Annotated in this window: 10 protein-coding genes; 5 read left to right on the forward strand and 5 right to left on the reverse strand. The window is 68.5% G+C overall.

The window, feature by feature from the left end:
* Positions 1-86 precede the first annotated feature (86 nt).
* The 5 genes from QLQ15_RS01375 to QLQ15_RS01395 all read right to left on the reverse strand — a co-directional run bounded on the left by QLQ15_RS01375 (position 87) and on the right by QLQ15_RS01395 (position 7,360).
* Positions 87-995 (reverse strand): helix-turn-helix domain-containing protein, encoded by a 909-nt coding sequence (locus QLQ15_RS01375; RefSeq protein ID WP_283211070.1) that lies wholly within the window; start codon positions 993-995, stop codon positions 87-89.
* A 145-nt stretch (positions 996-1,140) separates the two neighbouring features.
* Complete coding sequence (locus tag QLQ15_RS01380) at positions 1,141-3,480, reverse strand: winged helix-turn-helix domain-containing protein (RefSeq protein ID WP_283211071.1); 2,340 nt, start codon at positions 3,478-3,480, stop codon at positions 1,141-1,143.
* 248 nt (positions 3,481-3,728) lie between these two features.
* Positions 3,729-4,415: an ion channel gene (locus QLQ15_RS01385; protein ID WP_283211072.1), complete on the reverse strand. Its 687-nt coding sequence runs from the start codon at positions 4,413-4,415 to the stop codon at positions 3,729-3,731.
* A gap of 174 nt (positions 4,416-4,589) precedes the next feature.
* Entirely contained in the window at positions 4,590-6,467 is a 1,878-nt protein-coding gene (thiC, locus tag QLQ15_RS01390) for a phosphomethylpyrimidine synthase ThiC (RefSeq protein ID WP_283211073.1), read from the reverse strand.
* A gap of 236 nt (positions 6,468-6,703) precedes the next feature.
* On the reverse strand, positions 6,704-7,360 hold the full coding sequence (locus QLQ15_RS01395; RefSeq protein WP_283211074.1) for a CPBP family intramembrane glutamic endopeptidase: 657 nt from the start codon (positions 7,358-7,360) through the stop codon (positions 6,704-6,706).
* A 427-nt stretch (positions 7,361-7,787) separates the two neighbouring features.
* Between QLQ15_RS01395 and thrA the strand changes: the two genes are divergently transcribed.
* The 5 genes from thrA (at position 7,788) to ilvD (ending at position 14,731) form a co-directional block, all read left to right on the forward strand.
* Positions 7,788-10,316, forward strand: coding sequence for a bifunctional aspartate kinase/homoserine dehydrogenase I (gene thrA / locus QLQ15_RS01400; protein WP_283211075.1), 2,529 nt, complete (start codon positions 7,788-7,790; stop codon positions 10,314-10,316).
* Positions 10,313-11,260, forward strand: coding sequence for a homoserine kinase (locus QLQ15_RS01405; protein WP_283211076.1), 948 nt, complete (start codon positions 10,313-10,315; stop codon positions 11,258-11,260). Before thrA ends, QLQ15_RS01405 begins: the two co-directional genes overlap by 4 nt.
* Entirely contained in the window at positions 11,257-12,540 is a 1,284-nt protein-coding gene (gene thrC, locus QLQ15_RS01410; RefSeq protein ID WP_283211077.1) for a threonine synthase, read from the forward strand. The genes QLQ15_RS01405 and thrC overlap by 4 nt, the downstream gene beginning before the upstream one ends.
* A gap of 136 nt (positions 12,541-12,676) precedes the next feature.
* Entirely contained in the window at positions 12,677-12,865 is a 189-nt protein-coding gene (locus QLQ15_RS01415; protein ID WP_283211078.1) for a hypothetical protein, read from the forward strand.
* A 114-nt stretch (positions 12,866-12,979) separates the two neighbouring features.
* Positions 12,980-14,731, forward strand: a complete 1,752-nt coding sequence (gene ilvD / locus QLQ15_RS01420; RefSeq protein ID WP_283211079.1) for a dihydroxy-acid dehydratase — start codon at positions 12,980-12,982, stop codon at positions 14,729-14,731.
* The last annotated feature ends 35 nt before the right edge of the window (positions 14,732-14,766 follow it).

The raw sequence follows: 14,766 nt of genomic DNA on the forward strand, positions 1-14,766 counted from the left end.
GACTCGGCAAAGAAAACAAAAACGGCCGGCGATGAACGCCGGCCGTTTGTGCTTGCTTGCGATTGCGAGGACGACTTCGCCGTAGCTCAGGTTCCCGTGCGCTCGACGCGCATCGAGACAGACTTTGCCGAATCGGTCTTCGACGAGCCCGCAGCACTGCGATACCGCGTAGCGGAAACGCCGAAGCGCGCACGGAAGGCGCGTGCGAAGCTGCAGCAGTTGTCGAACCCGCTGGCGGCGGCGACCTCGCCGATCATCATCGAGGTGCTGGTCAGCAGATCGGCCGCGCGCTCCAGGCGCATGCGCGCCGACGCAGCCTGCGGGCTTTCTTCATAGAGACTGTGGAACGTCTTGGAGAAGTACCAGCTGGAGAAGCTGGTCAGCTCGGCCAACTCGCTGATGCGCACGACGCGGTCGCAGTTGCCTTCCAGATACAGACGGGCGCGTTGCAGGCGGCCGAACACCTGACGCTTGCGGCTGCGCGAGCGGCCCGGGCAACGCGGGATACGGGCGGCCAGGTCGCGCTGGATTCCGGCCAGATGCAGCAGGATGGGACGCAGCGCAGCCAGGTCCAGACCGGCGTTGGGGTGTTCGGCCATTCGCGCCACCGCTTCTCGCCACAGGCGCAGGGCGATCCGGGCTTCGTGGCGCGAGACGCGACCGCGACCGGCGTACAGGCCACGGTCGGCGAATCGGGTCATTTCGCGCATGGCGTCGCTGGAGAGCGTGAGACCCATCGCCGCGCCGAAGCGGTCCGCCTGGATCGTGGGCTTGGAATCCTTCTCGAAGGCGATCCAGTCGCCGCTGCGCAGCCGGAACTTGCCTTCCTTCGCCTCGACCCATGAGCTGCCGTGGAGCTGGACCCAGATCGAGAAACCGCCGCCGACCTGGACACTGCCCAGACGCGACACACCGACGCAACCACCCTGAATCGCACCGTCAGGCGCGTCGACCTGCAGCAGCTGGCCACGGTCCGCCCATTGCACTTGTTCCACTTGGCTCACCTCATGTGCCGAGAATGGCCAGTGGATTTGCCGGAATAGCGCCGCCCAGATCAGGAAAGTTGGCGGAGACTTATACGAATTCGCAACGAAAGCTTTGCCGAAATAGTTACGAAGGCAATTTCCCGTTTCCAATCAACTACTTGACCCATCCCGGAAGTTCGGACGCCGTCTCTTTCGGAAGCTCCATGTAACCGATATCGGCCCCGTCCCACTCGATCAGGGCCAAGTAAGCCACCTCACCGCGCGGACCTGCGAGGCTGAATCCGTTCACGGCATTGCGTCGGGTCTGGTCCAGGCAGCGGCCTTCACCGGCCTCCGGCGGGCTGATCTGGCGCAGCGAGGCGGCACAGTCGTCGCGTCGCTCCAGGCTGCGGATCTCGCCCGCGGGGGTGACGGTCCAGAGGCGGTAGCGGTCCGCGGTCGGCTCGGCGGCGTTGACCCGCCGGATGGTATTCGCCGCCAGGGTGAGGGACGCCTCCCACAGGCCGCTCTCGGTCAGCCGGGTGAACAGGATCCGGTTGCGCGGAGCGTCCACCTGGAAGTGCGAGACGCCGTCGATCTGGCCCAGCGATCGCCACGGCTTCTGGCTGCGGTCGTACAGGCGCAGCTGCGGCAGCCCCTCGTTGCTGGCCGAAAGGACCAGCAACCGCTGGGGGTTGGGGGTGTACTGGGCCTGCAACGGATCGGCATCGGGCACCTCCAGGGGGCTTACCTGCCCGCTGCCGGTACTGATCTCATAGACGGTTCCCCGACCCTGCGGGTTGGCCCCGGTCACGAGCAGGTGGCGCGAATCGGACGACCACGCCGGCGCGTAGCGGGTGCCCGCCCGGACCTCGCTGGCCATGCGCAGGGTGTCGGGCTGGTTCGGGTCGCCCCACCACAGGGCGCTGGCGCCGGAACGGTCGGACACGAAGGCCAGCTGGGTGCCATCGGGCGAAATCGACGGCAGCCAGTCGCGCGACGAGGATGGGAACAGCGGCTCGATCACATGCACGCTGCCCTGTCCCTGCTGGGCCAGGTTGATGCGGTAGAGGCCGAAGTACGGCCGGCGCTGCACGAACGCCAGCGCGCGCGCGCCGCGCGCCACCACCGGCGACTGCGCGTCGTCGATCCCGGCCGGCACGGCTTCGCCCGTACTCGTGTCCAGGCGGAACAACCGGTAATCGCCTTCCACCATGACGCTGAAGAGCAGACCACGGCCACCGGGCATCCAGTCCCAGCCGCGCAGGTCGGCGCGCAGGTGACTCAAGCGCTCGGCATTGCCGCCCTGCGCGGGAATGCGCCAGAAGTCGCCCAACGGCGGATTGCGCACAAACACGATCCAGCGACCGTCCGGCGAGTAGCGCGGCGCGGTATCGAGATCGTCGGGCTGGTGCGGGTACTCGATCGAACGCCAGCGGCCGCTGTCCAGGTCGAGGACGCGCAGGCCCAGGCTGCCGTTCTCGCCGGACATGCCGCCGAAAATCAGCCCGCTGCTGTCGGGCGTCCAGTCGAAGGTGGGCGGTGTGCGGCGATCACAGACACCGACCTCATGTTCGGCACGCGCGTTGGGCGTGACCACGCGGATGCTGCAGCTGTTGCTGCCCATGCGCATGAAGGCGATCCAGCGCCCGTCCGGCGACCACGTCGGCGCGCTGTCGTCGTACCCCGGAGGCGGACGGGTCAACAGGCGCGGCTGGGTCTGCTCGGTCGTCTGCACGAGGATCGAGGTGTTGCGCTGCCCATCCGGAATGGCCACGTAGGCCACCATGCCGCCGTCGGGCGACAGCGTGGGCGAAACCTCGAAGCCGGGCATCGAGGTGATGAGGCGGTACGGCCGTTCCGCGCGCAGGCCCTGTGCGCTGGACACGGGCGCCGGATGCTCCGGACCTGCCCGCTCCGGATTGCGGAGCATCGTCCACGTCACCAGAGCGGCGACCAGCAGGGCCACCGTGCAGAGCACTGCGACGATCGACGTCCAGGTGCCGCGTGGCATCGACGAGTCCGGAAACGGCACCGGCGACAGCGGCTCGCTCGGGTCGGCGCCGGCGATGGCCGGGTACTTGGCGGTGGTGCGCGCCGGGTCGGCCCAGCGCTCGTCGTCCGCGACCGGGGCGCGCCCGTCGGGCTCCTCGGCATAGATCCACTGGATCGGCGCCAGCAACCGGTAACCGTTCTTGGCGATGGTCTCGATGTAGCTGGGATTGCCGCGCTCGTCGTCGAAGGCCTTGCGCAGCTGCGTGATGGCCTGGGTGACCACGTCGTTGGTCGGCAGCGTGTCGGGCCAGACTTCCGCCATCAGCATGTCGCGACTGACGACGCGGCCCGCCTGTTCCACCAGTACCAGGAGCACGCCCATCGACTTGGGCGTGATGCGCAGCGGACGACGCTTGCCGGGGGCCCGGATCTCACGCAGAGGCACATCGACCACGCACTCGCCGACGCGCAGTCGCTCTGACGGCAGGTGCGGCATGGTGGGATCGGGGGGTCTGGGCATGAATCCGCGAATGATGAGCGGCAAGCTGAACGGCCGTCATGTGCCGGGAGTTGGCGTCATCGATTCCGACAGGAGACGCAAACCGCACCAACGCGACGGGGAAAGCGAGGTTCCACGAGACATTCTAACGTCCTGGTGGCTTAACCCCTCGATACGGGTTGGGCTTTCAGGCCCTCTCTCGCCGACGTCCTACAGAACGTTCTGTTCCAACATTCGCGCCCCGGGCGCGTTTTTTTTGTCACGGGGCATCAGCGCGAACCGTGCCGCAGCATGGTGAGCCCGATCAACCGGGACACCACCACCGCAACGTAACCCACGCCCGCGAACTGCTCGAACATCACCAGCACGCGCGCGGCGGCCCCCAGCGGAATCACATCGCCCAGACCCACGGCCGAGAGGTTGGTGAAGCTGAGGAACAGCAGCTCCAGCCACTTGCGCGGGCGCTCGGGCTCTACTGCGCCGGTGAAGCTGTCCGGGTACCACGCCTGGCAGACCAGGAATGCGTACGCGAAGCCCCACGCGAGCAGCGTGAAAGTGGCTCCGGCGGCGTAAAGCTCATCGGTGGTGACGCGGTGGTCGCTCATCATGTAGGCGATGAGGCTGCCGGCGGCATAGAAGTACAGCGCCGCCTCAAGCGCGGACGAAACGACCAGCAACGTCTCGTTGTCCAGCGCCACCGCCAGCATCGACAGCACGAATGCCGGCCCTGCCAGGGCCCATGCGATCCAGTTGAACGCCGGGCTGCGGTTGACCACCCACACCGCGAGAGCAAGCACAAGGACGCCGATCGCGCCGAACACCACGCGGCCAGCGGCCATATCGTCGAACAAGGGGTAGATCGCCAGACTCAACAGCTGTGCGACGAGCAGGAAGGCGGACGGATGCCGCCTCGCCGACACGCGCCAGCGGAGGGTACGGAAGCGGGCTTCGCTCATCGCTGTGCCATCCGCTCAGCGGGCCTCGCGCCCGTGCTGGAACAAGGCGTAATAGTTGACATACCGCCACGACAGCACGCCGTGAACGATGGCCCCTGCGCTTCATCGATCATGACCACCCCCACCTGCCGTGACGGGCCGACTGTGCCGGCCCGGCCACGTGGGCGCAAGCGGTCAGGCCTTGCGGTACACCTGCGCGCCCTGCGCGCGGAACTCCGCCGACTTCTCGGCCATGCCCTCGGCAAGCGCCGCGTTTTCGTCCACGCCGTGCTCCTTCGCGTAGTCGCGCACGTCCTGCGTGATCTTCATCGAGCAGAAATGCGGTCCGCACATCGAGCAGAAGTGCGCGACCTTGTGCGCATCCTTCGGCAGCGTTTCGTCGTGGTACTCGCGCGCACGCTCCGGGTCCAGGCCGATATTGAACTGGTCTTCCCAGCGGAACTCGAAACGCGCCTTGCTCATCGCGTTGTCGCGCGCCTGCGCGCCCGGATGGCCCTTGGCCAGGTCGGCCGCGTGCGCGGCGATCTTGTACGCCATCAGGCCTTCGCGCACGTCGTGCTTGTTGGGCAGGCCCAGGTGTTCCTTCGGCGTGACGTAGCAGAGCATCGCCGTGCCGAACCAGCCGATCATCGCCGCACCGATCGCGCTGGTGATGTGGTCGTAACCCGGCGCGATGTCGGTGGTCAGCGGGCCGAGCGTGTAGAACGGCGCTTCGCCGCATTCGCGCAGCTGCTTGTCCATGTTCTCCTTGATCAGCTGCATCGGCACGTGGCCGGGGCCTTCGATCATGGTCTGGACGTCGTGCTTCCAGGCGATCTTGGTCAGCTCGCCCAGCGTTTCCAGTTCGCCGAACTGCGCCGCGTCGTTGGCATCGGCGATCGAGCCCGGGCGCAGGCCATCGCCCAGCGAGAAGGCCACGTCATAGGCCTTCATGATTTCGCAGATCTCCTCGAAATGCGTGTAGAGGAAGTTTTCCTTGTGGTGCGCCAGGCACCACTTGGCCAGGATCGAACCGCCGCGCGAGACGATGCCCGTCACGCGCCCTGCCGTCAGCGGCACGTAACGCAGCAGCACGCCGGCGTGGATGGTGAAGTAGTCCACGCCCTGCTCGGCCTGCTCGATCAGCGTGTCGCGGAAGATCTCCCAGTTGAGTTCCTCGGCGCGACCATCGACCTTCTCCAGTGCCTGGTAGATCGGCACCGTGCCGATCGGCACCGGCGAATTGCGGATGATCCACTCGCGCGTTTCGTGGATGTGCTTGCCGGTGGACAGGTCCATGACCGTGTCCGCGCCCCAGCGGATCGACCACACCAGCTTCTCCACTTCCTCGGCGATGCCCGAGGACACGGCGGAGTTGCCGATGTTCGCGTTGACCTTGGTCAGGAAGTTGCGGCCGATGATCATCGGCTCGCTTTCCGGATGATTGATGTTGTTGGGGATGATCGCGCGGCCGCGCGCCACTTCGTCGCGCACGAATTCCGGCGTGATGATCCTCTGGATGTTCGCGCCGAAGCTTTCGCCCGGATGCTGGCGCAGCAGGTGCGCCTCGCGGATCGCCTCGATCCGCTGGTTCTCGCGGATGGCGATGAACTCCATCTCCGGCGTGACGATGCCGCGACGCGCGTAGTGCATCTGCGTGACGTTGGCACCGGACACCGCTCGGCGCGGCAGCGGACGGTTGCGGAAGCGCACCGCATCGAGCTTCGCGTCATGCTCGCGCTTGCGACCGAACTCCGACGACAGCGCCGAGAGCGCTTCGGTATCGCCGCGCTCGGCGATCCACTGCGCGCGCAGCGGCGTCAGGCCGCGGGCAAGGTCGATCTGCGCGTTCGCATCCGTGTACGCGCCCGAGGTGTCGTACACCGCCAGCGGGGCGTTGTCCTCGCCGCCGAACATGGTCGGCGTCTTCGCCAGCACGATCTCGCGCATGGGCACACGGACGTCGGGGCGCGAGCCTTCGACGTGGATCTTGTGCGAGCCCGGGATCGGACGGGTGACGTCGGCCGACAACTGTTCGGCCTTCTGGATGAGTTCGCTCGGGACTGCGTTCATGGCATTCGTTCCGCTGCTTCGCTGCGATCAGGGGGAACCGGCACGGAACTCGTGCAGGCGCTGCGGAGATTCCGCATGAAAGCGGCGGCGCGCGGACGCATGGCGCGTCCGGCGAAGCTTCCCTACGGCGGTCTCAACCGCGTCAGGTTCGAAGGGTCTGTCTCAACCGTCGCGCCTGGCGCGCCGGTACCCCCGCTTCGGCGTGCATTTCACCACGTGGCCGGGAGCGGGACAACTCAGCCGCCCGCCCCGCCCAGGGTCATCGGAACGACATCGGCGAGGATGTGGGCGAACACCACCGGCCACAGCCGCCCCGTTCGCACGTAGAACACCGACAGCACCAGACCGAAAACCAGGATAGACACGGCGCCCGCAGGCCCCTGGTAGAGATGGGTCAACAGCCGCACCAGCAACGACAGACCGATGGCGATGGAAGCACCCTGCTCCCTCAAGCCGCGCGTCAGCACGCCCAGCAGGAAGACTTCCTCGAACGTCCCGTTGACGATCGAGATGAGGACGGTCGAGCCGAGTGAGGCCCCGGTAAAGGAAAACCCGACGACCGCGCTTTCCAATCCGAGGACCGCGAGCACTGCCGTGCACGCGATCTCCGTCACGAGGTACAGCACGATGCCGACCACGACGCCACTCAGGTCGGGTCGCGGTATCAGCGAGTGCACGTCGAAGTCGCGCACGCGAAGGTAGAACACCGCGGCCATGGCCAGCATCAGTTCGATGAACGCGGCCCACACGTTCGAGGCGTCCGAGAAGACCTGATCGGGAAATCCCACCGCGACGGCCTCCACCGACGCCACGACGGACAGGCCGAAGCAGATCGCAGCAACCGCGAACGCTTCCCCAAACGACAGCGTGGTCCTGGCAGTCGACGTGTTCACGAATCCCCGCACTGAGCCATGCCGCGCACGCGGCAGTTGAAGTCCATCCGCTGGTTCGTACGCACCCTGCGCGCGGCTCCCCGGCCGCCGCATGCTAATGGTCGGCTCGGTGGTGGGCCACCGGCACGCACGACCGGACCGGGACGCAAGCGCCGTTGTCCCGTTACAGATGCAACTGTTGACAGCCTCGGAAACCGCGTGTTCTTCTCGACCGCATGACGCATCGCAACATGCCTCCGCAGACCGTACGTACCGCGCCCACCGGCGTGGCGATGACGGCTGTTGCGATTACCACTGGTACCGGTACCACTCGCTTGCGGGTGCGGACGGGCGTGTCCAGGTGATCTGAAGGCCACGCCTCCGCACCCCGACCGGGTGCGCAGGCATGGCACCCGGCGGTTGCGGAGCCCACACAGGAGCCCGCCCCATGCCACCCGCAGACGCTTCACCCCGCCCGGCCCCGTCGTGCCACGTGCACAAGTTCGGCGGCAGCAGCCTGGCCGATGCTTCGTTGTACCGCGCCGCCGCCGCCCTGCTGCAGGACCCGGCGCGTCCGCGCGTCGTCGTGGTCTCGGCGATGCAGGGCGTTACCGATACGCTCATCACACTGGTCGCACTCGCCCGCGCCGGCGGTGCCTGGGCCGACGAGTGGAACACGCTGCGCGCGCGCCACCTCGCCGCTGCCGATGCCCTGCAGCGCGACGGCTCGGTGCACGCCGAGCTGGAAGCAGAGTTCGACGCACTCGCCGACCGCCTCACCGCATTGGCCGCCGGTGACAGCGACGATTCCACCGATGCGCTTCCCGGACTGGGCGAAGTCTGGTCGTCGCGCCTGATGCAGGCCGCATTGGGCGGAAGCGAAGCCGGCTGGCACCGGCTCGACGCGCGCGAGGTGCTGGTGGTGCATGCCGGCGAGATGGGCATGGCGGTCGACTGGGCCGACAGTCGCGCGCGCCTGGCGGCGTGGCGCGCCGGCCGCGGCGACAGCAATGTCGTGGTCACCGGCTTCGTCGCGCGCGACGCGAAAGGCCACGACACCACGCTGGGACGCAACGGCAGCGACTACTCCGCGGCGATCTTCGCCAACCTGTTCGACGCCGACGCCTTGACCATCTGGACCGACGTGGACGGTGTGCTCTCCGCCGATCCTCGCCTGGTGCCCGAGGCCGTATGCCTGCCGTCGATGTCGTATGCCGAAGCCTGCGAACTGGCGTACTTCGGCGCGAAGGTGCTGCATCCGCAGACCATGGCGCCGGTGCAGGAGCGCGGCATCCCGCTGTGGATCCGCAACACGCGGCGCCCGCAACTGCCCGGCACGCTGATCTCGCCGCGCAACGAACCTGGCGGTGTGCCCGTGAAGGGCCTGAGCCTGGTGCGCGACCTCGCCATCGTCGAGCTGGTCGGCAACGGCATGGTGGGCGTGCCAGGTGCGGCCGAGCGCATGTTCGGCGCACTGCGCGGCGCGGGCGTGTCGGTGACGATGATCTCGCAGGGTTCGTCCGAACATTCCATCTGCTGCGTGCTGCGCGCCGACCAGGCCGAGCGCGCGCGCGATGCGGTGGCCGCCGCGTTCGCCGACGCCATCGGCGACGGGCAGGCACAAGGCGTGACACTCACGCAGGACATCGCGGTGCTCGCGGCGGTGGGCGATGGCATGGTCGGCACACCGGGCGTGGCCGCGCGCCTGCTCGGCGGTCTCGCACAGGCGCGGGTCAACGCACGCGCCATCGCGCAGGGGGCGGGCGAACGCAACCTTTCCGTCGCCATCGGCGCCGGAGACGCCACGCGCGCACTGCGCGCCGCGCACGCCGCGTTCTGGCTGTCGCCGCAGACGCTGTCGGTCGGCGTGATCGGACCGGGACAGGTCGGCAGCGCGTTGCTGGTGCAGATGTCGGCCGCCCTGCCCTCCCTGCGCCAGCGCTCCGGCCTGGACCTGCGTCTGCGCGCCATCGCCAACAGCCGCGCGATGGTGCTGGACGAGCGCGGTGTCGAACCCGCCGACGCCGCCGCACGACTTGGAGGCGGCGCCGCCGAGGCCGTCGATCTGGACCGCTTCGGCGACCACGTGCGCGGCGAGCATCTGCCGCATGCCCTGATCGTCGACTGCAGCGCCAGCCCGACCGTGGCCGCGCACTACCCACGCTGGCTCGCGCGCGGCATCCATGTGGTGACGCCCAACAAACTCGCCGGCAGTGGCCCGTGGGAGCGTTACGCAGCGATCCAGGACGCCAGCCGCCACGGCGGCGGTCGTTTCCGCTACGAAGCCACCGTCGGCGCAGGCCTGCCGGTGATGCTCACCCTGCGCAACCTGCTCGACACCGGCGATGAACTGTTCGGCATCGACGGCATGCTCTCGGGCACACTGGCGTGGCTGTTCAACCGGTTCGACGGAACCGTGCCCTTCTCCCGGCTCGTCCGCGAGGCGCAGGCACTGGGCTACACCGAACCCGATCCGCGCGACGATCTCTCCGGCCTCGACGTCGCGCGCAAACTGGTGATCCTGGCGCGCGAAGCCGGTCGCGCGCTGTCGCTGGAGGATGTGGACGTGGAGAACCTGGTGCCCGAGGCGCTGCGCGCAGTGGATCGCGACACCTTCCTCGCCCGGCTGGAGGAGATGGACGAGCCGATGCTCGCGCGGTGGCGCGAAGCGTCCGCGCAGGAGAAATCGCTGCGCCATCTCGCACAGCTGGACCGCGATGGCCGTGCCAGTGTCGGCGTCGTCGCGCTGCCGGCCGAACACGCCTGCTGCCACACACGCCTGACCGACAACCTCGTCCAGTTCCGCACGCGCCGCTATGCCGACAACCCGCTGGTCGTGCAGGGCCCCGGCGCCGGACCCGACGTCACCGCCGCCGGCGTGTTCGGCGACGTGCTCGGCATCGCACAGTCGCTGGGCTCGCCGTTCGGTCTCGCACATCCCTGGGCCGCCGACGCGCGCGCCGAGGTGATCGCATGAGTGGAGACATCGAACCACAACAGGTTCGCGCGTTTGCGCCCGGCAGCGTCGGCAACATCGGCGTGGGCTTCGACCTGCTGGGGCATTCCATCGAAGGCGTGCGCGATATCGCGCAGGTGCGCCGCATCGACGAGCCCACGGTGCGCATCCGCGCCATCCGCGGCGACGTGCCCGGCGCGGACTCGCTTCCTCTGCAGGCCGAGCGCAACACCGCCGGCCAGGCGCTGATCGCGCTGCGCGCGAAGCTGGGCATCGCGCATGGATTCGAACTGGAACTGGAGAAAGGCATCCCGCTGGGCTCCGGCCTGGGCGGCTCGGCCGCCTCGTGCGTGGCCGCACTGGTCGCCGCCAACGCGTTGCTCGACACGCCCTTGCCGCGCGAAGCGTTGTACGAATTCGCACTCGATGGCGAATCGGTGTCCAGCGGCAGCCGCCACGGCGACAACGTCGCACCGATGCTGCTGGGCGGCGTGGTCATGGCCACCGGTACGCGCATGATCCCGCTGCAGGTGCCCGAATGGCTGCATGCGGTCGTGGTGCATCCGGACCAGGTGCTGGAAACGCGCCGCGCGCGCGCCGTGCTGGCCGATCCATACCCGCTGCAGGTCATCGTCGAACAGAGCGCGCACCTCGCGCTGTTCCTCACCGGCCTGCAGCGTGGCGACGCACAGTTGCTACGCGAAGGCCTGCGTGACCTGCTGGTCGAACCGCGCCGCGCACCGCTGATTCCCGGATTCGCTCGGACCCAGCGCGCCGCACTCGACGCCGGAGCGCTGGGAGCGAGCATCTCCGGCGCCGGTCCCAGTACGTTCGCGTGGTTCGCATCGAAGGCGCAGGCCGAAGCGGCAGCGCCGGCGATGCAGGCGGCCTTCGCGGAAGCGGGCTACGACTCGCGCGCATACGTTACGCCCGTGGCGGGTCCACGCGCCGAGGTGATCGCATGAACTTCACCAGCACGCGCGGCGGCACGCCGTCGACGCGCATCGATGACGCACTGGTGGCGGGCCTCGCGCCGGACGGCGGGCTGTATGTCCCCGAACGCATTCCGCAAGCGGACCTCGTCGCGGGCGAGACGCTCGCCGACACGGCGCTGAGCGTGCTCTCGCCCTTCTTCGAGGAGTCCGCACTGCGCGACGTGCTGCCCGCGTTGTGCGCGCATGCGTACGCATTCGATGCGCCACTGCGCCCGCTTGCCGGCAACGGCGACCATCTGCTCGAGCTCTTCCACGGTCCGACCGCGGCATTCAAGGATTACGCCGCGCGATTCCTGTCCGAAGCGCTGGCGCGACTGCGCCCGCAGGACGCGCGGCCGACCACCATCCTGGTCGCCACCTCCGGCGACACCGGCGCGGCCGTGGCGTCCGCATTCCATCGACGCCCCGGCTTCAACGTGGTGATCCTGTATCCGGAAGGGCGCGTCTCGCCGCGCCAGGCCCACGGCCTGGAATGCTGGGGCGAGAACGTGCGCACCTTCCGCGTGCAGGGCACGTTCGACGATTGCCAGCGGATGGCCAAGCAGGCGTTGTCGGACGAAGCATTGCGACGCCAGGTCTCGCTCAGCTCGGCCAACAGCATCAGCCTGGGCCGCCTGTTGCCACAGGTCGCCTATTACGCGCATGCGGCGCTGAATTTCCACGCGGCGCACGCAGAGCCGCTCAACGTCATCGTGCCCACCGGCAACCTGGGCAACGCGTGCGCGGCCTTCCTGGCGCGACGCATGGGGCTGCCGGTCGGCGAGCTGGTGCTGGCCTGCAACGCCAACGACGTGCTGCCACGCTATTTCGCCGGCGAGCCATACCTGCCGCGCCCGACGAAGGCCACGCTCGCCAACGCCATGGATGTCGGCGCGCCGAGCAATTTCGAACGCCTGCGCCATTGGCACGACAGTGATGCCCACCTGCGCACATCGCTGTCCGCGCACGCGGTGGACGACGCCACCATCACCGATACCCTCCGCCACGCGCCCGAACGCCACGGCGTGGTGCCCTGCCCGCACACGGCAACCGGCCTGCACGTGCTGGAAGGTCTGCGCGCCGGCGGCGACATGCGCCCCTGGGCGGTAGTCGCGACCGCGCATCCGGCGAAGTTCGAGAGCATCGTCGAGCCGCTCGTCAGCCATGCCGTGCCGCCGCCACCTGCGTTGGCGGAAACCCTGTCGTGGCCAGCCTCCGCACAACGACTCGACGCCGACCCTCAGGCGCTGCGCACGGTGTTGCTGGGCTGACGCGCGCGCGGCAATACGGGTATTTCCGTTGCAGGCGAAACCATCGCCGGCGCATCGGACGACGGCGATCACGCTTGCACGCGGTTGCAGAAGAAACTGTTGACACGCCCGGACGGCGCATGTTTACCTCGACGTCATGACGCAGCGCAACAACCACCTGCAGGCCGCATCGAACCAGGGCAAACGCCCTGTCGCGATCGCGCGTGCCGCCGCTGACGCCAATGCCCTCGCACTGCTGACCAAGGCCGCGCCCATCGCGGCCGCGCTCATTCTTGTACTCGTACTTATTACCGGGCTTGCCAGCGCGGGGTACGGGTTCGTGTAAGCAACACCACACATCCCAGGTCTGAACCTAGACCCCGCGCCCGAAACGGCGCGGGGTTTTTGTTTTTCAGGCCTGGTGGGTTCATGGATTTGCCCCATCAGAGGAACGCGGTTCGTGAGAAGCAACGCCATCAAGCAAGGCCCCGCTCGCGCTCCCGCCCGCGCCATGCTGCGCGCCACCGGGCTGGACGACGACGCCATCGCGAAGCCGCTGGTCGCGGTGGTGCACACCTGGTCCGACGTGTCGCCGTGCAACTTCACGCTGCGCGACCTGGCCCAGCACGTGCGCGCCGGCGTCATGGCCAATGGCGGCACGCCGATCGAGTTCAACACCATCGCCGTCACCGACGGCATCGCGATGGGCTCGGACGGCATGCGCGCCTCGCTGGCCTCGCGCGAAACCATCGCCGACTCCATCGAGCTGGCCGTCAGCGGCCATTGCCTGGACGCGATGGTGCTGCTGGTGGGCTGCGACAAGACCATCCCCGCCGCAGCGATGGCGGCGGCGCGGCTCGATATCCCGACGGTGATCCTCTACGGCGGCACGATCATGCCCGGCCATTGCCGCAAGGACGGCGCCGACAAGGCGTTGACCGTGCAGGATGTGTTCGAAGCGGTCGGCGCGCATTCGGCCGGCCGCATCGACGACGCCGAACTCCATCGCATCGAGTCGCACGCCTGCCCGGGCGCGGGTGCTTGCGGCGGCCAGTTCACCGCCAACACGATGGCGATGGTGCTGACGTTCCTCGGCCTGTCGCCACTGCAACTCAACGACATCCCCGCCATCCACGCCGACAAGCCCGCCGCCGCGCGGGCCTGCGGCGCGCTGGTGATGGATCGTCTGCGGAACGGCGGGCCGGGACCGCGCGACCTCCTCTCTCCCACCGCGTTGAGAAACGCGGCGCGCGCGGTCTCGGCCACGGCCGGTTCCACCAATGCAGCACTGCACCTGCTGGCGATCGCACACGAAGCGGGCGTGCCGTTCGACCTGGAGGAATTCGAAGCCACCGCGCATACGCCGGTGATCGCCGACCTCAAACCCGGCGGCCGTTACACCGCGGCGGAGATGTTCGAGATGGGCGGCGCCGCGCTGGTCGCGCACGAACTGCGCGCGGCCGGGTTGATCGACGACATCCCCACGGTCACCGGTCGCTCGTTCTTCGCCGAACTCGATGCCCTGCCTGCAGCGGGCGCGCAGGACGTGGTGCGTCCCGTCGCGCAGCCGTTCAAGCCGCGCGGGGGTTACTCGATCCTCTACGGCGACCTCGCACCGGAAGGCTGCATCCTCAAGCTCGCCGGCCACGGCATCGAACACTTCGAAGGCACCGCGCGCGTGTTCGATTCGGAAGAAGCCGCATTCGCCGCGGTGCAGGCGCGCCACGTGCGCGCGGGCGACGTCGTCGTGATCCGTTTCGAAGGCCCCGCGGGCGGCCCCGGCATGCGCGAGATGCTGGCGGTGACCGCGGCGCTGGTCGGCCAGGGCCTGGGCAACGACGTCGCGCTGATCACTGACGGCCGCTTCAGCGGCGCGACCCACGGTTTCATGGTCGGTCACATCTCACCGGAAGCCGCGCGTGGCGGTCCGATCGCGAAGCTTCGCGACGGCGACCGCATTCGCATCGACGTGCGCACGCGCCGCATCGATGTCGACGCCGACCTGCGCGCGCGCCCAACCGCGCGCATCGCGCCGCGCGTCACCACCGGCGTTCTGGCCAAGTACGCGGCGACGGTGAGCTCGGCTTCGCGCGGCGCGGTCACCGCGCCGGGGCCGCTCGACGCGGCGCAGGCGAAATCCCGCGACATCCCGTTGCACGTCGTCGCCGAGCCCGTCACGGCCGACGAAGCGAAGGATCTGTTCCTGGTCTGACCCTCACTACCCGCCCCTCCATCCAACGGACACCA

Origin of the sequence: Lysobacter stagni, assembly GCF_030053425.1 — a bacterium.
Taxonomy (GTDB): domain Bacteria; phylum Pseudomonadota; class Gammaproteobacteria; order Xanthomonadales; family Xanthomonadaceae; genus Lysobacter_J; species Lysobacter_J stagni.